The organism is Bacillus sp. EB106-04-02-XG92 (assembly GCF_058791995.1).
Genome location: NZ_JBYTEA010000001.1, coordinates 534,235 through 553,952, shown reverse-complemented (window position 1 = coordinate 553,952; position 19,718 = coordinate 534,235). Strand labels below are relative to the sequence as shown.

20 protein-coding genes and 1 tRNA gene are annotated in these 19,718 nt (G+C 35.6%); 17 read left to right on the top strand and 4 right to left on the bottom strand.

The window, feature by feature from the left end:
* Positions 1–23: 23 nt before the first annotated feature.
* On the bottom strand, positions 24–278 hold the full coding sequence (locus AC3WVA_RS02935; RefSeq protein WP_048531205.1) for a DUF2624 domain-containing protein: 255 nt from the start codon (positions 276–278) through the stop codon (positions 24–26).
* Between the two features lie 149 nt (positions 279–427).
* Here AC3WVA_RS02935 and AC3WVA_RS02930 point away from each other — a divergent pair, with 149 nt between their 5' ends.
* The 4 genes from AC3WVA_RS02930 to AC3WVA_RS02915 all read left to right on the top strand — a co-directional run bounded on the left by AC3WVA_RS02930 (position 428) and on the right by AC3WVA_RS02915 (position 3,571).
* Positions 428–1,306 carry a YitT family protein gene (locus AC3WVA_RS02930; RefSeq protein ID WP_000435958.1) on the top strand — a complete coding sequence of 293 codons (879 nt, stop codon included), beginning with the start codon at positions 428–430 and terminating at the stop codon, positions 1,304–1,306.
* 234 nt (positions 1,307–1,540) lie between these two features.
* Positions 1,541–2,311: a metal ABC transporter ATP-binding protein gene (locus AC3WVA_RS02925; RefSeq protein ID WP_195755943.1), complete on the top strand. Its 771-nt coding sequence runs from the start codon at positions 1,541–1,543 to the stop codon at positions 2,309–2,311.
* Complete coding sequence (locus AC3WVA_RS02920; protein ID WP_048531201.1) at positions 2,311–3,144, top strand: metal ABC transporter permease; 834 nt, start codon at positions 2,311–2,313, stop codon at positions 3,142–3,144. The genes AC3WVA_RS02925 and AC3WVA_RS02920 overlap by 1 nt, the downstream gene beginning before the upstream one ends.
* 13 nt (positions 3,145–3,157) lie before the next feature.
* The gene (locus tag AC3WVA_RS02915) at positions 3,158–3,571 is read left to right on the top strand and encodes a Fur family transcriptional regulator (RefSeq protein ID WP_001054512.1); all 414 of its coding nucleotides are present in this window, start codon (positions 3,158–3,160) and stop codon (positions 3,569–3,571) included.
* Positions 3,572–3,649: 78 nt separating this feature from the next.
* Here the strand turns inward: AC3WVA_RS02915 and ispG are convergent, their stop codons facing one another.
* The 3 genes from ispG to AC3WVA_RS02900 form a co-directional block, all read right to left on the bottom strand.
* Positions 3,650–4,747: a flavodoxin-dependent (E)-4-hydroxy-3-methylbut-2-enyl-diphosphate synthase gene (ispG, locus tag AC3WVA_RS02910; RefSeq protein WP_013246550.1), complete on the bottom strand. Its 1,098-nt coding sequence runs from the start codon at positions 4,745–4,747 to the stop codon at positions 3,650–3,652.
* Positions 4,748–4,911: 164 nt separating this feature from the next.
* The gene (locus AC3WVA_RS02905; protein ID WP_098344858.1) at positions 4,912–5,277 is read right to left on the bottom strand and encodes a hypothetical protein; all 366 of its coding nucleotides are present in this window, start codon (positions 5,275–5,277) and stop codon (positions 4,912–4,914) included.
* Positions 5,278–5,349: 72 nt separating this feature from the next.
* Positions 5,350–6,108 (bottom strand): DUF1189 domain-containing protein, encoded by a 759-nt coding sequence (locus AC3WVA_RS02900; RefSeq protein WP_048531197.1) that lies wholly within the window; start codon positions 6,106–6,108, stop codon positions 5,350–5,352.
* 241 nt (positions 6,109–6,349) lie between these two features.
* On the opposite strand from AC3WVA_RS02900, the gene AC3WVA_RS02895 reads away from it, so the two are divergent.
* The 13 genes from AC3WVA_RS02895 to AC3WVA_RS02835 all read left to right on the top strand — a co-directional run bounded on the left by AC3WVA_RS02895 (position 6,350) and on the right by AC3WVA_RS02835 (position 19,711).
* Positions 6,350–6,423 (top strand) — tRNA-Ile (locus tag AC3WVA_RS02895).
* 221 nt (positions 6,424–6,644) lie between these two features.
* The gene (gene sodA / locus AC3WVA_RS02890; RefSeq protein ID WP_001052031.1) at positions 6,645–7,256 is read left to right on the top strand and encodes a superoxide dismutase [Mn]; all 612 of its coding nucleotides are present in this window, start codon (positions 6,645–6,647) and stop codon (positions 7,254–7,256) included.
* 117 nt (positions 7,257–7,373) lie between these two features.
* A complete protein-coding gene (locus AC3WVA_RS02885; protein ID WP_492321776.1) occupies positions 7,374–8,651 on the top strand; it encodes an MFS transporter in 1,278 nt (425 codons plus the stop codon).
* 109 nt (positions 8,652–8,760) lie between these two features.
* Positions 8,761–10,887 carry a peptidoglycan D,D-transpeptidase FtsI family protein gene (locus AC3WVA_RS02880; protein WP_195755945.1) on the top strand — a complete coding sequence of 709 codons (2,127 nt, stop codon included), beginning with the start codon at positions 8,761–8,763 and terminating at the stop codon, positions 10,885–10,887.
* Positions 10,888–11,217: 330 nt separating this feature from the next.
* Positions 11,218–12,135 (top strand): phosphate ABC transporter substrate-binding protein PhoX, encoded by a 918-nt coding sequence (gene phoX, locus AC3WVA_RS02875; RefSeq protein WP_195755946.1) that lies wholly within the window; start codon positions 11,218–11,220, stop codon positions 12,133–12,135.
* Positions 12,136–12,162: 27 nt separating this feature from the next.
* Positions 12,163–13,113, top strand: coding sequence for a phosphate ABC transporter permease subunit PstC (gene pstC, locus AC3WVA_RS02870; RefSeq protein WP_195755947.1), 951 nt, complete (start codon positions 12,163–12,165; stop codon positions 13,111–13,113).
* A 1-nt stretch (position 13,114) separates the two neighbouring features.
* A complete protein-coding gene (gene pstA, locus AC3WVA_RS02865; RefSeq protein WP_195755948.1) occupies positions 13,115–13,981 on the top strand; it encodes a phosphate ABC transporter permease PstA in 867 nt (288 codons plus the stop codon).
* A 28-nt stretch (positions 13,982–14,009) separates the two neighbouring features.
* Positions 14,010–14,825: a phosphate ABC transporter ATP-binding protein gene (gene pstB, locus AC3WVA_RS02860; protein ID WP_000226683.1), complete on the top strand. Its 816-nt coding sequence runs from the start codon at positions 14,010–14,012 to the stop codon at positions 14,823–14,825.
* Between the two features lie 315 nt (positions 14,826–15,140).
* Complete coding sequence (gene phoU / locus AC3WVA_RS02855; protein WP_195755949.1) at positions 15,141–15,797, top strand: phosphate signaling complex protein PhoU; 657 nt, start codon at positions 15,141–15,143, stop codon at positions 15,795–15,797.
* A 354-nt stretch (positions 15,798–16,151) separates the two neighbouring features.
* A complete protein-coding gene (locus AC3WVA_RS02850) occupies positions 16,152–18,506 on the top strand; it encodes a sugar phosphate nucleotidyltransferase (protein ID WP_087956957.1) in 2,355 nt (784 codons plus the stop codon).
* Between the two features lie 69 nt (positions 18,507–18,575).
* Entirely contained in the window at positions 18,576–18,725 is a 150-nt protein-coding gene (rpmG, locus tag AC3WVA_RS02845) for a 50S ribosomal protein L33 (RefSeq protein WP_001265616.1), read from the top strand.
* A gap of 104 nt (positions 18,726–18,829) precedes the next feature.
* Entirely contained in the window at positions 18,830–19,408 is a 579-nt protein-coding gene (locus AC3WVA_RS02840; RefSeq protein WP_098344864.1) for a 5-formyltetrahydrofolate cyclo-ligase, read from the top strand.
* 102 nt (positions 19,409–19,510) lie between these two features.
* The gene (locus tag AC3WVA_RS02835) at positions 19,511–19,711 is read left to right on the top strand and encodes a YqgQ family protein (RefSeq protein WP_000253699.1); all 201 of its coding nucleotides are present in this window, start codon (positions 19,511–19,513) and stop codon (positions 19,709–19,711) included.
* Positions 19,712–19,718 lie beyond the last annotated feature (7 nt).

Sequence of the window (19,718 nt, the reverse complement as noted above, 5' to 3'; positions counted from 1 at the left end):
ATAAGGAGGGGATTTTCCCCTCCTTATTTTAGTAGTTGCTGAAATAAAGTATTTACTTGTTGGGCAGTAGCAGGGGAGGTTACTTTTGCTATTTGTTTTAAGAGCTCTAGTCGTTCGTCATTATCGTAAATATTAATATTCTTTCCTTTCATAAGTCCAACAATTTGATCAGCTTGTGCAGTCGTAATAGAAACCTCATACTCTTTACTATATTTCAATAACTCTTTTGTAGAAATATGATTTAATTTTTTATTTACAAGTTGTTTAATGAGATTCATCGAGTTATCCTCCTTCACTCGTTCTTCTATCGAAATATATGAGTACGTAGCTTGTACATATTCGTATAGAGTTTCTTTTTTCATGAGAAAAAGAAGCGTATGTTATAATATAAGAACAAAAATATAGAAAAAGAGTATAAGGAGGACTTATGGAGCAGAAGCAACATCGAAAAGAAAGTGTTATCCATCTTATTTATCGTTTAGTTATGATTATTTTTGGGGCAGCATGCGCAGCGGTAGCGATTGAACTATTCTTAATGCCAAATAAAATTATTGATGGTGGAATTATTGGTATTTCTCTTATATTAGATTATCTTACTCCTAATATTTGGTGGTTAAGTTTCTCTACTTTAGTCGTTATTCTCAATATCCCATTTATGTATTCGGGTTATAAGCAAATCGGAAAAACGTTCATGTTATCTTCGGCATTCGGTATTGTAGCTTTAGCGTTTATTGAATCAACGTTACATGCTGTTCCGCCATTTACAACAGAACCGATTTTAGCAACAGTGTTTGGTGGTCTTATTTTAGGCCTTGGTGTAGGGCTTGTTATTCGTCACGGTGGATCAATGGACGGAACAGAAATTATGGGTATTTTATTAACGAAGAAATTACCTTTCTCCGTTGGCGAATTTGTAATGTTTGTGAACTTATTTATTTTTGCATGGGCAGCATTTGTATTTGGTGTGGAACAAGCTATGTATTCTGTTATGACGTACTATATCGCATTCAAAACAATTGATACAGTTATTCAAGGTTTAGATGAAACGAAAGCAGTTTTAATTGTATCAGATCAATATGAGGAAGTATCAAATGCGATTTTGCATCGTCTTGGTCGTGGAACGACAAAGCTTGTAGCGAAAGGCGGTTACACGGATAAAGAAAAAGAAGTGATTTATGCAGTTGTAACGCGTCTAGAAGTGACAAAGCTGAAATCAATTGTGTATGAAATTGATGCGAATGCGTTTGTTACAATTATGAGTACACAAGAGACAAATGGTGGTAAGTTTAAATCGGCTATTCACTAAAAATGTATTCGGTAACAGCCTTCGCCCATCGGATGGACTCATTTCATTAAGGTTGCACTTTATAGGAATATTTTTCGAAAGCAGAGAATTTTTCTCTGCTTTTTGTTATAATAATAAGGTTTCTTGAAAAAGTAGATATATTTTAGGCAGATTGGTTTACAACTATAATAAGCTATACTATAATTCAAATAGATATAAATCGGAATCATTCTGAATTAAAATAGGTGAGATGCTATGAATAATATATTAGAAATAGAAGGATTGTCATTTCGATATGAAGATCGAAATGTGTTAGAAGATATTAACTTGCAAGTTCCGAAGGGAGCTTTTTTAGGTTTAGTTGGACCAAATGGTTCTGGGAAATCAACGTTACTAAAATGTTTATTAGGTGTTTTAAAGCCAAAACAGGGAAGTATTCGTTTGTTTGGTGTTGATAGTAAGAAGTTTAAAGAATGGAACAAAGTTGGTTATGTGTCGCAAAAGGCAAATAGCTTTAATTCTGGTTTTCCGGCAACTGTGTTTGAAGTTGTGTCAATGGGACTCGTTTCGAAAAAAGGGCTGTTTCGCTTTTTCACGAAAAGCGATAAGGAAAAAGTAGAAAAAGCAATTGCTGATGTAGGAATGAATGAGTTTCAAGGGCGCAATATCGGAGAACTTTCTGGTGGACAACAACAGCGTGTATTTATTGCTCGTGCGCTCGTTAGTGATCCTGAATTACTTATTTTGGACGAGCCTACTGTTGGAATCGATGTGAAGAATGTAGAAAGTTTTTATGAGATATTAGAGGATTTAAACAAAAGGTTAGGAATCACATTAATTCTCGTTACGCATGATATGGGAGCTGTTACTGAGAAAGTAACACATGTTGCATGCCTAAACCAACATCTACATTTCCATGGAAATGTAGAGAAGTTCCGAGAGTTAGAAGATGCAGAAATGTCCGTCTTATATGGACATCATGTTCATCGTTTAGAACACGAGCATGAGCATCACGGGAGGGTATAATGATACAAGATTTTTTACAATATGACTTTTTACGTAACTCTTTATATGCAGGGATTTTAATAGGACTTGTTGCACCGCTTATCGGTGTATTTGTTGTCATTCGTCGTATGTCGCTTATTGCAGATGCATTAAGTCACGTGACATTATCGGGTATTGCTGCAAGTTTACTACTAGAAAAAACAATTTTCACAGGGGGATTTTTAAATCCGTTATATATGGGAATGTTTTTTTCTATTGGCGGGGCGTTACTAATTGAAAAACTACGTACTGTATATAAACATTATCAAGAATTAGCAATTCCAATTATTCTTTCAGCAGGAATGGGGATTGGCGTTATTTTTATTTCACTTGCAAATGGATTTAACACAGATTTATTTAGTTATTTATTCGGTAGTGTAAGTGCTGTAACAAGTACAGATTTAATCATTATTGGTATTGTAGCAATTGCCGTTATTGTAACGATTACTTTATTATACAAAGAGTTATTTTTACTATCGTTTGATGAGGAATATGCTGTATCAACTGGTTTGAGTGCAAAGTGGATTCACTTTATTTTCATTATATTGGTTGCTCTTGTCATTGCAGTATCAATGCGTGTAGTAGGGGTTCTTCTCGTATCATCATTAATGACGTTACCAGTTGCAGCAAGTATTCGTATTGCGAATGGATTTAAACAAACAATTTTCTTCTCCATTTTATTTGGGGAAATTGCAGTAATTGGTGGAATGTTTGCTTCGTATCAACTTGATCTAGCACCAGGTGGTACAATTGTTATGATAGCAGTTCTTATTTTAATTGGTGCGATTTTATGGAAGAAGAAAAAAACTGCATAAAGTAGGGATAGATATGAATCTAACAGAAGCTTTACGCCTAATGAAAGATAAAGGATACAAACATACTGGGAAAAGGGAAGAAATGCTCAGGTTATTTGCAGCTCACAATCGTTATTTAACGGCGAAAGACGTTTTAGAGCATATGAAGGATGATTATCCAGGTCTTAGCTTTGATACGATTTATCGTAACTTAACGGTGTTTGCTGAAATCGGTGTTTTAGAACAAACAGAATTAAACGGTGAAAAACATTTTCGTTTTACATGTTCTATTATGGAACATCATCATCATTTTATTTGTTTAGATTGCGGAGGGACGAAAGAGATTACTTCCTGCCCGATGGATTTTATGAATAAAGATTTTAACGGTTATGAAGTAACGGGTCATAAGTTTGAAATATATGGCCGTTGTCCAAAATGTGCAAAGTAAAAGCTCGTCAGTTACATAACTGACGAGCTTTTTTACGTAAAAAAGAAGGTTGCCACAAATACTGTGGCAACCTTCTTTTTATTGTTCTTGTGTTTCTTTTTCTCGTTCAGCAGCCATTTCAGCAGCAATTACGTCGATTTCTTTTTTCAGTTCTTCTACCATTATTTCTTCTGGTACTTTACGAACGACTTGCCCTTTACGGAATAATAGTCCTTCTCCACGTGCACCAGCAATACCGATATCAGCTTCACGAGCTTCACCAGGACCGTTTACAGCGCAGCCAAGTACTGCAACCTTAATTGGTACTTGTAGTGTAGAGATATATTCTTCCACTTCGTTAGCGATGCTAATTAAATCAATTTCAATACGACCACAAGTTGGACAAGAAATAAGTGTTGCTGCATTAGATGCAAGGCCGAATGACTTTAATAGTTCACGCGCAACTTTTACTTCTTCAACTGGATCAGCACTTAATGAAATACGTAATGTATTTCCGATGCCTTTATTTAAGATTGCTCCAAGACCAGCGGCACTTTTTACAGTTCCAGCAAATAATGTTCCAGATTCTGTAATACCTAAATGTAATGGGTAATCAAAAGCACGTGCAGCTTTCTCGTATGCTTCAATTGCTAAGTTAACATCAGAGGCTTTCATAGATACGATAATATCGTGGAAATCTAAGTCCTCTAAAATTTTAATGTGATGTAGGGCACTCTCGACCATACCATCTGCAGTTGGGTATCCGTACTTTTCTAAAATGTGACGCTCTAACGAACCTGCGTTTACACCGATACGGATTGGAATACCGCGTTCTTTTGCTGCATTTACTACAGCTTCTACTTTATGGCGACGACCAATGTTACCTGGATTGATACGTACTTTATCAATGCCACCTTCAATTGCTTTTAAAGCAAGGCGATAATCAAAATGAATATCAGCAACAAGTGGAATGTTGATTTGTTTTTTAATATCAGCAATAGCATTTGCTGCGCGTTCGTCTGGAACAGCAACACGCACGACTTGACAGCCAGCTTCTTCTAAACGTTTAATTTCAGCAACTGTTGCTTCAACATCATGTGTTTTTGTTGTTGTCATACTTTGTATAATTAATTCATTATTACCGCCAATTGTTAAATTACCGACTTTAACTGGACGTGTTTTTGTACGATGAGTCATTTCATTCACGAATAGATCGCTCTCCTTATAAAAGAAGTTTCTTATTTAGTCCCTTATATCAAGGATAGTACACGTGACACAGGGCTATAGAAACCGAAGTGCTCGGTTTCACTTTTACTATTGTATCAGCGCCTTTATGTAATTGACAAGGATTAAGTGATTGCTTATTGATATAACGGGAATTTATAAGACTTTCCAATTTGGATTTTTGTAGCAGATGTACTTTTGTTCAGCTGTTTAAAGTCATCAATTACCTTTTCAATAGAAGGGATTTTTTTCTTGTTAATTTGTTCGGTAATAGAAAGAACTGTCTCACCTGTTTTGACTTCAATTGTTTTATAGGAGACATCTGTTTCTTTTTCTGCTTTGTTCTCTTTCTTTTGTTTTGTATCTGTACTTTCTTGTTTTATCGTTTGGGCTGCAGTTGTTTTTTTATATGAACTTAACATCGGTAAAGTGCCGATTTTTATATCGTAATAAAATATATAACCAAGAACAAGCACGAATAAGAATACACCTAATCTTTTCATATTCTTCACTCCTTTGCTAGGAATATATGCTTGTCCAAAAAAAAAATGCCTATTTAGGCATTTTTTTCGTTATTATTTTTCTTTCGGTTTTGGAACTTCTTTAATCGTTAAGTATAGAACAATTAAAACAACTGCGATATAAATGAATGTTGAACCAGGTACAACAATTTTGAATGAATCCATAATCATAAAGAAGATGGTTGGGATTGTGTAGCTGTAAGCAGTTAAAGTCCATACTTGCTTATAAGATAATTTACGTTGACCACTCATAGCGGAACCTATAAACGCAAGTAAAGTAATTCCTAAGAAAGTAATAAACAGTTGGAATAGGTACACTAACACGCCGATAACAGCTAATAAAATTGGATAAATACTATCGAATACAGAAATGAAATCTTGCAAATCTTTCTTCTCAAGAGATGTCCCTAATAAATCATTGTAGGAGTATGTTTGTGTTTGACCATTTCCTATAGAAACTACTTTATCTTTTAAAATAAATAAACCAGTTTTATTTTGGTATTGTTCTATATCTGTTGTATTTGGATCAAATACGAAAAGAGCATCTCCCTCTTCTTTTTGAATAGGTTGTTCAATATCAGCTTTTAGTTCACCATTTTCGATTTTAAAATCAGGTAAATCTTTTTCAATTGCTTGATTTACCATGGTAACACTATCTTGTATAAAGCTACCGTAAAAGAACGTTCTTGGAATAGTAGTGATTAGACAAAGTAGCATAATATACAAAATGGTTTTTCCGATTTTTTGAAAACGGAATAACGCCATATCTTTAGGCGAATATACGCTTTTGGCTAATTGGGTAAATATGGACATAGACTCACTTCCTTTATGTATGTATAAAATCATTGTAACGTAGGAATCTAGGGAAGCTCAAGATATATTATATTTACATATAGTAGAGATAACTAAATTTCTTTTTATTATTTTTCTTCTTTTAAAAGAGAAAAATACAATTGACACTTTTCTTTTCTATATGGTAAATTTATCTTACATTTCTTGAAGAATATATCCGATAGGAATTCTATATTTGATATATTGTTACATACATAATTGTGGACCCTTAGCTCAGCTGGTTAGAGCAGACGGCTCATAACCGTCCGGTCGTAGGTTCGAGTCCTACAGGGTCCATATCCATTTCACATGTTTATTATGTCAGCAGGAAGCTTCCTTGTAGAAGGGAGCTTTTTTTACGGAATATATGAGCATTTTAATTGAAAAGAAGTGGGAATTTTGCTACTTTAATGATAGCAAGACAATGTGATTTATTTGTTTGCACCCTATGGCAATTAGGGTAGAATGAAGTTGTATGTCACTTAAGTGGCAATACATAAACTGGGAGGAATATAACAATGGCAAAACACGAATTACCAAATTTACCTTATGCGTATGATGCTTTAGAGCCTCACTTTGACAAAGAAACAATGAACATCCATCATACAAAACATCATAACACGTACATTACAAACTTAAACGCTGCTTTAGAAGGTCATGCAGAATTAGCTGACAAAAGCGTAGAAGAATTAGTTGCAAACTTAAACGAAGTACCAGAAGCAATCCGTACAGCTGTACGTAACAATGGTGGCGGACATGCTAACCATACATTCTTCTGGACAATCTTATCTCCAAACGGTGGCGGACAACCAGTAGGCGAACTTGCAACTGCAATTGAAGCGAAATTCGGTAGCTTCGATGCATTCAAAGAAGAATTCGCAAAAGCTGGCGCAACTCGTTTCGGTTCTGGTTGGGCTTGGTTAGTAGTAAATAATGGTGAGTTAGAAGTAACAAGCACGCCAAACCAAGATTCTCCTCTAACTGAAGGTAAAACTCCAGTTATCGGTTTAGATGTTTGGGAGCATGCTTACTACTTAAATTACCAAAACCGTCGTCCAGATTACATCGGTGCATTCTGGAATGTTGTAGATTGGAACGCTGCTGAAAAACGTTACCAAGAAGCAAAATAATTGCAATAACGATAGAAAAAAGCTAGGAGAATGCTCCTAGCTTTTTTCTATGCTCTCCTTTTACATAATTGTGCTTGTCTTTGGAAGACTAGAACATGAAGTAAAGGAGAGTTGTGTATGAAGTGGAAACATGTAATTGGTGACGTTGAAGTGAATCGGGATTTAGTGTTATTGCTCCTTATTGGAGGTTTATACACGCTCGCAATTTCTTTATCGAATACGTTTGTTAACATTTATTTATGGAAACAAACGCAAAATTATGTGAATCTTGGCTTATATAATTTGGCCAGCGTTATATTACAGCCTCTCACATTTCTTATAGGTGGGAAATTAGCGAAGCGTATTGATCGCTCAATCTTGTTGCGAATAGGCGTAGGCACGTTAGCAGTTTTTTTTATCGTTGTTTTAGTAACGGGAAAAAGCGCTTCTCACTATATTTTATTAATGGGGGCTCTTTTAGGAGTCGGATATGGTTTTTACTGGCTCGCGTTTAACTTATTAACATTTGAGATTACAGAACCAGAAACAAGAGATTTCTTTAACGGGTTTCTAGGACTTCTTACATCCTTCTCTGGCATGATTGGACCGATAGCAGCTGGATACACAATTTCACGTATGGAAAAATGGAGTGGCTATACGGTCATATTCTTTCTTTCGTTACTGTTATTTGCAATTGCTGTCATTTTAAGCTTTTTTGTATCTAAGAGAGAATGTGAAGGTCGGTATGAAATTGTACAAGTATTGAAAGAGCGGCAAATTGATAAAAATTGGGGAAGAATTACACGTGCACATTTTTTTCAAGGGTTAAGAGAGGGAACGTTTATTTTTGTTATTTCAGTGTACGTGTATTTAGCAACTGATAGCGAGCTTGCATTAGGGAAATATAGCTTAGTAAATTCGGCAGTATCATTTGTATGTTACTACTTAGTCACTCGTATGTTAAAGAAGGAATGGCGGAAAAAAGCAATTTTGCTTGGAGGCATTATTTTATATGCTGTCGTATTTTTAGTTATATTCAACGTTACATACACAAAATTACTTATTTATGCAGCGTGTATCGCGATTGCATACCCCATTTTACTCGTTCCGTACGGATCCATGACATATGATGTAATTGGTAGAGCGAAAAATGCGAGAGAGTGGCGAGTTGAGTATGTAGTTGTCCGGGAATTGTGGTTAAATGCAGGAAGAATTTGCTCGATTTTAAGTTTTTTATGTGCTGTACTATTCTTCTCGCCTGAAAAAAGTTTACCTTACTTATTATGTATTTTAGGTGCAGGACATTTTCTTATTTATTTTGCAGTTAAAAATGTCAAATATAATGAGGGAACTGCGAGTAAAACAAGTATTGTAACGCAAGGAACCACGCAGAATCAAACAGAACCAGAAGGTTAACTTCTCGGTTGTTTTATGCTAGAATAGAAAAAGATGTAAGACAGCAGTGAGGACACCTGTATGAAGGTGTCCCTTTCACATTACATAGCTGTTGGTAGAGGGGGTTTGTATGGGCAAGAAGCAGAAACAACAAAAGAAAAAGACTCACGTTCCTTTTCGGTTAAACGTGCTGTTTTTCTGCGTGTTTTTAATGTTCTCCGCGGTTATTGTAAGGCTTGGTTATGTACAAATTGTTCGCGGTGAGGAATATAAGAATGAAGTGGAGAGGAAAGAGAACTCGACGATCAGTAATCCTGTACCACGTGGGAAAATATTTGACCGTTATGGGCGAGCTGTAGTAGATAATGCAGCTGTACGTACGATTACATTTACAAAAATGAAAGGATCAACTGCAGAGGCTCGCTTAGAAACAGCGAAAAAGCTAGCAGATTTGATTGAAGTACCGACAGATAAATTAACAGATCGCGATAAAAAAGATTATTGGCTTGCTATTCATAAAGAGGAAGCGCAAGAAAAAATTACGGATAAAGATCGTCAAGCGTTTAAAGATAAAAAAATTGACGATAAAGAATTAGACGAGCGTCAACGAAATCGCGTGACAGAAGAAGAAGTGAATCAATTATCCGCAAAAGATTTAGAAGTACTAGCGATTAAAAGTAAAATGGACGGCGGATATGCGATGACGCCACAAGTCATTAAGAAGGATGCCACAGAAAAAGAATATGCGATTATTAGTGAAAACCTAGCAACATTACCAGGTGTAGATACAAGTGTCGATTGGGAACGAAAATATGCATATGATGGTGATTTATTCCGAAGTGTACTTGGCGGGGTGTCAACGTCTGATGAAGGTTTACCGAGAGAAAGACTAGATTACTATCTTGTTCGTGATTATAATCGAAATGAACGAGTAGGAAAAAGTTATCTTGAACAGCAATATGAAGATAGTTTGCACGGTACGAAAGCAGAAGTGAAAAATATTACAGATAAAAACGGTAATATTTTAGAAACGATTAATGTATCAAAAGGGAAAAGTGGTAATGATCTGAATTTAACAATTGATATGGAATTACAAAAGCGTGTAGAAGAAATTATCACGAAAAGTTTATTGAGATATAAAGGTGGGCAACCGCTTCTAGATCGTGCATTCGTTGTAATGATGAATCCAAAAAATGGTGAAGTTTTATCTATGGCAGGGAAACAGTTAGTGGAAGAAAATGGCGAAACGAAAGTACAAGATTTCGCATTAGGAACGATGACAAGTTCTTATCCGATGGGATCGACTGTAAAAGGTGCGACAATCCTTACAGGATATCAAACAGGCGCGATTCAGCCAGGTTCCGTTCAACTCGATGAACCAATTGTATTAAAAGGACCGCTAAAAAAATCTTCTTGGAAGACAATGGGCTATATTAATGATCTTACAGCGTTAAAAATGTCTTCTAACGTATATATGTTTAAAACAGCGATGAATATCGCTGGTGTTCCTTATGTACGAGGCGGTACGTTAGATATACAACAAAAATCATACGATACGATGCGTTACTATTTCGGTCAATTTGGACTTGGTGTAAAAACTGGAATTGATTTACCGAATGAAACGGCTGGACAAAGAGGTAAAACAGATAAAATGCCAGGTTTCTTATTAGATTTATCAATTGGACAGTATGATACGTATACACCACTTCAATTAGCACAATATGTTTCAACAATTGCAAATGGTGGTTACCGTATGCAGCCGCAAGTTGTAAAAGAAATTCGTCAACCGTCAACGAAACCAGATGAAGTAGGAAAAGTTGTTCATTCAATGGAGCCGAAAGTACTAAATCGTGTTGATATGCCTGAATCACAAATTAAACGTGTTCAGGAAGGATTTAGACAAGTATTTAATGAGTCTGGTGGTACAGCTGCGAAATACTTTACAGGCGCACAATATAAAGCTGCTGGTAAAACAGGTACAGCTCAAACTGTGTATGGCGGAGATAAAGAGATTGGTAGAAATGCAAAGGGTGAGCGTAAAGAGACATATAACTTAACATTAGTAGGTTATGCGCCACTTGAAGACCCTGAAGTAGCATTTTCTGTTGTTGTACCTTGGGTAGATGATAAATCAGGTATTAACGGATATATTAGCCGTGACATTATGGATGCGTACTTTGATTTGAAAAAAGTAGAAAATGGCGAAGCTACACAAGAGGAAATAGATAAGAAAAATAAAGAGCAAGATGATGAATAAAAAAGTTGTAAAAAAAGCACACTATCTGAAAAGATAGTGTGCTTTTTTTATGATTCATGCATACGTTTTAATAAGGTGGACAAGCATATTATATCGAAAAAAATAAGAAATCTCACAAATGATACTTACACAAGCACCTAGAGGATACCGATTTTACGGGGCAAATTATCTGTGAAGAGGAACGGTGGATATGGATTCAAGTTTACTTTATGTTGATTCTTGTGGAACTTTACAAAACTTTTACAAACAATTAAAACCGAATTAATAGTTTAGCAGTATTCTTATATCTGTAATCCTGTTATTTCCGGTTACTTCTAGGAGGAAGAACACGTGAAATGGATAAGTGCATCGATTAAAGTTTTCATACTGTCGACATGTTTCCTTTATGTTGGCACGTCTACTGCATTTGCTGTGAATGAAATGGGAGAAGTGAGAGTTGATGGATCCTCAACGGTTTTTCCTATTATAGAAGCGGTAGCGGAGGAATATACAAAGGTGCATCCGAACGTGAAAATTTCCATCAGTGTTTCTGGAACAGGAGGAGGATTTAATCGTTTCAGTAAAGGAGAAGTAGATATAAATAATGCTTCGAGAGCAATGAAACAAGTGGAAGAAAATGAAATGAAGAAAAACTCCATTCAGTTTACACCGTTTGAAGTCGCTTACGATGGTCTTACGATCGTTGTAAATCGCCAAAATACTTGGGTAGACAATATGACGGTAGACGAGTTACGTCTATTATGGAGTGAAGATGGAAGCGAAAAGCGATGGTCACAAATTCATTCATCATGGCCACGTGAACAGGTGAAGTTTTATGCGCCAGGTGTAGACTCTGGTACGTATGATTATTTTCAAAACGTCATCTTACAAAATATTCGCATTGTAAAAAAAGTCTCTTTGTCTGAAGATGATCAAGTTATTATGCAAGGGGTAATGAATGATAAAAATGCCATTGCTTTTGTAGGATATGCTTATTATATGGCCAATCGAAATAAGGTGAGAGCAATAAAAGTGAATGGTGTACTTCCGACGAAAGATACCATTCAATCAGGTAAGTATAAGCCATTATCTAGGTCGCTATTTGCTTATGTGAATGATGCATCTATCCGAAATAAAATGAATGTAGCAAATTATGTTGAGTTTATGATTCAGCATGTTGGTAATCTTGCTGAAGAAGTAGGATATGTAAAATTACCAAAAGAAAAATACAATGAACAGCTGCGGATGTTAACAGAAATAAAAAGGTAATGTCAGGGTGGAAAGGGGTTTTCATCTTTGGCTCATAATGACAAAAGTCAAATTACATTTTCTGTACAACATTTGATTGAAAGAAATACAAAACAAAGAAAAAAAACGCAGCGAATCAATCAAATTGTTCCATTATTACTAAAAATAATTGCTAGCGTGTCTATTGTAACGACACTTGGAATTATTTTTACATTGGCAAATGAAACATTGATGTTTTTTCAAAAAATACCATTACTCTCCTTTTTGACAGAGAAAGAATGGTTACCTTTTTTTGAAGATCCTAAATTCGGTATATTACCACTTATATGTGGAACGGTACTTGTAACAGCAATCGCTATGTTCGTAGCAATTCCTATCGGTTTAGCGTGTGCCGTATTTTTAAGCGAATATGCTTCAAACGGTGCAAGGAAAGTATTAAAGCCGATGTTAGAACTATTAGCAGGTATTCCGACAATTGTATATGGTTTTTTTGCATTAACAGTTGTCACACCGCTTTTACAACGGATTATACCAGATTTACAGTTTTTTAATGCGATCAGTCCAGGTATTGTTATTGGCTTTATGATGATACCTACAATTGCGTCTCTATCTGAAGACGCGATGAGAGCTGTAGCGAAAGGAACGAAAGAAGCTTCGTTAGCACTTGGAGCAACTCGGTTTGAGATGGTAAAACAAGTCGTGTTTCCTGCAGCTTTTACAGGGATTATGGCAGCGATCATATTAGCTGCTTCCAGGGCAATTGGTGAAACGATGATCGTTGTAATTGCAGCGGGATCTACGCCGAACGTATCGCTTAATCCGACACACTCTATTCAAACGCTAACAGCTTATATTGTGCAAGTGAGTTTAGGTGATGCTCCGCATGGAACAATTACGTATTACAGCATGTACGCTGTAGGCGCAACTTTATTCTTGTTTACTTTTATCATGAACATCATTTCGCAGTTTATTATGCGCCGCTTTAGGAAGGTGACATAATATGCGAATGTTGAATCATAAAAAAATACAAGAAAATATGGCATCACGTTTTTTTAAAGATCGAGTTTACAAAATGTTATTTTATATAGCTATTTTGTTTTCAATAGTAATACTGCTTATTTTGCTTTTTCAAATTTTTGAAAAAGGTATAAGTTATCTTTCGTTAGATTTCTTTACAAACTTTGCTTCGCGTAATCCGAAAGAAGCTGGGATTGCTGCAGCATTGTCAGGAACGATATTATTTATGAGCATTGTTATACCAGTCTCCTTTATATTTGGAGTCGGGACTGCTCTTTATTTAGAGCAATATGCGAAGGAATCTATATTTAAAAAGGTAATAGAAATTAATAATCAAACGTTAGCAGGAGTACCTTCCGTCGTATTTGGATTACTCGGCTTAACTATTTTTGTATATGCTTTTCATCTAGGTGAGAGTATTATTGCGGCGGCACTGACGATGAGTTTACTCGTCTTACCTACAGTTGTAGTAGCAAGTCAAGAAGCGATACGATCTGTACCAAGTTCATTATTAGAAGCTTCTTACGGATTAGGTGCTACGAAGTGGCAAACGATGTATCAAGTTGTATTGCCATATGCTTTCCCAGGAATTATAACGGGTTGTACGTTAGCGATATCAAGAGCGATTGGAGAAGCGGCACCGCTATTAGTTATTGGGGCACTTGCATTTGCAAATTATGTTCCATTTAGTATGTTTGATAGATTTACAGTTTTACCAATTCAAATTTTTAATTGGATGAGTAGACCACAAGAAGAATTTCAGTATGTAGCAGCTGCTGGAATGATTGTTTTGTTAGGTTTGTTGCTCTTTATCAATATATTTGTCCTATGGTTACGAAATCGAAAATAAGTTGGAAATGGATGAAAGGGGAATTCAAATGGTAGCAACAGTAGTAAATGTACAGGTGAAAAACGAGGAGAAAATCGAGACTGCGCCAAAGAAAGTAGTATTTGATACGAAAAACTTAAATTTATGGTACGGAGAAGACCATGCTTTAAAAGATATTAATTTAAGCATTCATGAGAATGAAGTTACAGCAATTATCGGACCAAGTGGTTGTGGTAAATCTACGTACTTAAAAACATTAAATCGTATGGTAGAGTTAGTACCAATCGTGCGAACTACAGGCGTAATTGAATATAGAGAGCGCAATATATTTGATAAATCATACCCAGTTGAAGAATTGCGAACACATGTAGGAATGGTGTTCCAAAAGCCAAATCCATTTCCAAAATCTATTTATGAAAATGTAGCATACGGCCCGAAAATTCATGGTATTAGCGACAAGAAAACATTGGATGAAATTGTTGAAAAAAGTTTACGTGGAGCAGCAATTTGGGATGAGTTAAAAGATCGTTTGCACGATAATGCATACGGTTTATCTGGTGGACAGCAACAGCGTCTATGTATCGCACGTTGTTTAGCGATTGAACCAGACGTTATTTTAATGGATGAGCCAACATCGGCACTAGATCCAATTTCAACATTAAAAGTAGAAGAATTAATTCAAGAATTAAAGAAAGACTTTAGCATCGTTATCGTAACGCATAACATGCAACAGGCAGCACGTATTTCAGACAAAACTGCTTTCTTCTTAAGTGGAGAAGTTGTGGAGTATACAGATACAAATAAATTATTTACGACACCTTCAGATAAGCGTACAGAAGATTATATTACAGGCCGATTCGGTTGATGTCGCTAGCAAGGCTAAGAGCAAATACCCTCTTAACAGAGGGTATTTCTTGTTTTATCCCGCTATTCGCCGGGCAGTAAGCCCCCCACCTCAAAATTCAGCGAAAGCAAAGAAGTTAGGCGGGGGACGGGCTGCCCGTAAAAGCCCGATTGGTGAGGGCTGATAATCAGTGGGTGATGAACAAAATCCTCACTGATTAAAGTTTCACTTTATTGAGAAGGAATATTTCTCCTATGTAAGGTTGATTACAGAGATAAGAGGCCTTACATAGGAGATTTATATATAATGGCACACAATATTGAGGGGGAAGACACAATGGTAAGAGAACAATTTCAATGTGATTTAAAAACGTTACAGCAAAAGGTAATTGATCTTGGTGAACTAGCGAGGGAAGCTTTATTGCTTGCTATGGAAGGTCTTCATAAAAGGGATGTAGAGAAAGCGTTAGAGGTAATAGATGGTGATTATCGTATGGATAATTTAGAAGAAGAAATAAATGATCTTGCACTTATGCTTATTACGAAGCAGCAACCTGTAGCAAGTGATTTAAGAAGGATTTTTATTTCAATTAAAACAGCGACAGATTTAGAGCGTATTGCAGATCATGCCGTTAATATTGCGAAATCAACAATTCGTCTTGGGGAAAAAGAAGTGGTTGTTAGTTTACACAATCTTGATGAAATGTTTGCAATTGCAAATAAGATGTTACAGTTAGCATTAGATGCATATGAGCAAGAAAATTTAACTTTTGCGAAACAAATTGCCGAAATGGATGATTCAGTTGATGAAATATATGGGAAAGCGATTCGTGAATTTATATCATCAGTCCCAGAACAACCAGAAGCAATTACGCAAATCACGCAATTATCATTTGTAGCGAGATATATTGAGCGTGTAGCAGACCATATTACAAATATTGCTGAAAATGTTTTTTATTTAGTAAAAGGAAAGCATTACTTATTAAATGAATAAAGAAAAAAAGCAGGTGAAACATCACCTGCTTTTTTTAGTCAAAACATGACAAAAAAAGCTCATTGTTTACTTTAGTTTATGATGATAAGATGTATCATAATATAATGGAAAAAATAGGACATATATGTTGTTCGTTTAGTAGGTAATATTTTACTAAGTTAATAGTAAGCGCTTTCTCTTGTGTTTAAAAGGTACGTGTATATTGGGAGCTATACTGCTTGTCAGCCATCAACGGGAGATGAAAAAATCTCTACTATTTAAAGTTTCATTTTATACTGCTACTTAATGTGGGATAGATAATATACATATCGTATATGAAGTTACTGAACATTATATAAGTGGAGGCTGAAGTATATGAAGGGGGTTATTTTAGCTGGAGGAAAAGGACGACGTCTTAGACCATTAACATGTAATACTCCAAAGCCGATGTTGCCATTATTAGAGAAGCCAGTTTTGGAATACAATATTGAATTATTACGTCAGCATGGTATTCGTGAGATTGCCATTACTGTTCAGTATATGAGTACGGCCATTAAACAATACTTTGGTGACGGTAGCAAATGGGGCGTCAATTTGTACTACTTTGAAGACTCTCCACCGCTTGGTACTGCAGGAAGTATTAAACAAGCGGAAAAATTTTTGGATGAAACGTTTGTTGTCATAAGCGGGGATGCGTTAACTGATTTTCAATTATCAGAAGGCATTGCGTTTCATGAACAAAAGAAAAGAATGGTAACTATGTTTGTAAAGGAAGTAGAAAATCCACTCTCATTCGGTTTAGTTGTAATGAACAAAGAACAAGAGGTTACACGATATATAGAAAAACCGAGTTGGAATGAGGTAGTTTCTAATATTGTGAATACAGGTATATATATTATGGAGCCAGAAATTTTTTCTTACATACCGCCCCGAGAATTTTTTGATTTCAGTCAAGATGTGTTTCCATTATTGGCAAATAAGAACGCGTTATTTGCATATTTGTCAGAAGGCTATTGGTTAGATATCGGTACATTTGATCAATATCGACAAGCACAATTTGATTTGTTAACGAAAAAATTACAAGTACCTATTCCTTACACGGAAGTATTGCCGATGGTATGGATGGGAGAAGGGGTGACGATTGGAAAAGGAACGAAAATTCACGGTCCCTCTTTTATTGGAGAAGGAGCAAAGATTGGTGCTGGAGCTGTAATTGAACCGTACTCTATTATCGGGAAAAATAGTATTGTTTCAAGCTATTCTCATCTTCAAAAAAGTATTGTTTTTGCAAATGCTCACATAGGACAGTATTGCGAGTTATTAGAAACGACAATAGGAGAGCATACAATGGTGGAAGATGACGTTACATTGTTTCAAAAAAGCATTGTAGCGGATCATTGTCATATAGGGAAGAGTACGGTAATTAAGCAAAAGGGAAAACTATGGCCATATAAGGCGATTGACAGCTATTCGGTAGTAGGGTCGGCTGGTGTTCAAGAAAGTGAAAAGAGTGCAGGATGGTTGCAAAAAAGCCGCATTGTAGGAAGAGGTAATGTTGAAATCACTCCTCAATTTATTGTAAAGGTTGCGATGGCGTACGGATCTCTTTTTGCCAAAGGAGAAAGTATATTAATCGGGAGTCAAGAACATATAGAAACGACCTCTTATAAAAATCTCTTTCTTCATGCGATTCATGGTATCGGAGTTCATACGATGGAATGCAAAGAAATGAACGAGTCTCTTTTTCAGTATAGTATTCAGGATTTACAATGTGCAGGCGGGGTTTTCATTCAAGTAGAAAATGAAAAAGAGGTTGTTATAAAGTTGTATGGCAAGGATGGGGTACAATTAACGTATAAGCAGCAAAAAGCGATAGAACAAGTATATATGTCTGAGTCGTTTTATTACGTATGTGAGAAGGAAATGGGGCGGAATAAGCTAGTCCACGTTTCTTTACATGATTATATAGAGGCTGTATTAGAACGCATTGATATTGAGAAAATACAAAAACAGAAGTTTCATCTTCTTATTAATAAGAGAAATGATATGTTACAACATTTACTTATGCTCTTTTTACAAAGGCTAGGATGTACAGTTACGTGGATTTACGCGGGCGAACAAAAGGATCATGTGAAAGCTTTGATGAAATCAAGTAAAGCAAATATGGCGCTTATGTTTTCAGAGCAAGGAAATTATTTCGAGTTATATGATAATCATAGTAATATTTACCAAGGGACAGATTTTGAAGAGGTAGATATTCCAGATTTATTACTTGAATCAACAGGAAATATTTACCCAATGTCTTTGAAATTAGGAGAGTGTTACCTTCTATTTTATACGCAGGATGAAAAAAAGTCGTTTCAAGCGAGATGGAAACGAGATATTTTATATCGAATAGGAAAATTATTTGAGCTAATAGCATTGCAGGGAAAAACGTTTCTCAGCATAGTAGAGCAATCGCCTCCGCTCTATCTACTTTGTGATGAAGTTGTATGTTCATGGAATGAAAAAGGGAAAGTGATGAGGAAATTATTGGCTGATATGGAAAGAAAGGAAGACGGTATATTTGAAGGAGTACAGTTCAAATATACGGAAAAAGAGTGGTCTTATATCGTTTCTGACACAAAACAACCGAAATTTTTAGTGTATTCACATGCTAGAAACCCAGTAATAGCAAGGGAAAACATGAAAAATCTTATAGAAAAAATTAGACAATATCAAAAGGTGTAGAATTTTTATTTTAAAAGTGGTATTATAGTATAGTCTGATTTAAGTTATTAGTACTGGAGGGAAATAAGAATGCGTGTGAATATTACTCTAGCATGTACAGAATGCGGAGATCGTAACTATATCTCAAAGAAAAACAAACGTAACAACGCTGAGCGTATCGAGCTTAAAAAGTATTGCAAGCGTGACAAGAAGTCTACGTTACACCGTGAAACAAAGTAAGCAGTAGGAATATTTTCCTACTGTTTCTTTTTTTATTCGATTCCTCTGTTAAAAGTGATACACTATCATCGTAGAGAAAAGTATCACTGTGAGGGGGAAAATGTGTGAGAGAAGAGAAGGTACGTTTACGTAAACGAATAATAGAGCACATGAATTCTTTATCAGAAGAACGGTATACAACTTTATCAGAGCAAATTGCATGTTCGTTGTATGCGCAAAAAGAGTGGACTGAAGCTAAAACAATCGGAATCACTCTCTCAATGGAAAATGAAGTGAATACATATCCTATTATCGAAAAAGCTTGGGAAGAGGGCAAGAAAGTTGTTGTCCCGAAGTGTAATAAAGGAACACGAACAATGTCCTTTAGGCAAATTAGTAATTTTGATCAATTAGAAACGGTGTATATGAATTTACGTGAACCAATTCCAGCACTTACGGAAGAAGTGAATGCAGATGAAATTGATCTTCAAATCGTGCCGGGCGTAGCTTATACAGCGCGAGGAGAACGGATTGGATATGGTGGTGGCTATTATGATCGTTATCTCGTGCATTATAAAGGGAAAACGCTATCATTAGCTTATAGTTTTCAAATGGTAGATCATATTCCAGTAGAGCCGTTTGATAAAAATGTAGAAAAAATTATTACAGAAAAAGGAACGATGGTTAAAAATGGGCTTGTATAGACAAATAAAAATTGACGGGACTTTTTCTTCTTGATTATAATAAAATATGTGAACGTTTTCTTATTATAATTTTTATAGTAAGTGAGCATAGAGGGTGATGAAATGGTATCTATTTATGATATTCAGCAATTGCTAAAGAAATTTGGTACGATTATTTATACGGGTGATCGAATTGCAGATTTACAATTAATGCAAGATGAATTGCGTGAATTAAATCAATCACAGCTAATCGATCCACAAGACTATCAAACAGCTTTATTTTTATTGAAGCAAGAAATTCAAAAAGAGCTAAATAAGAATTAGATAAAGG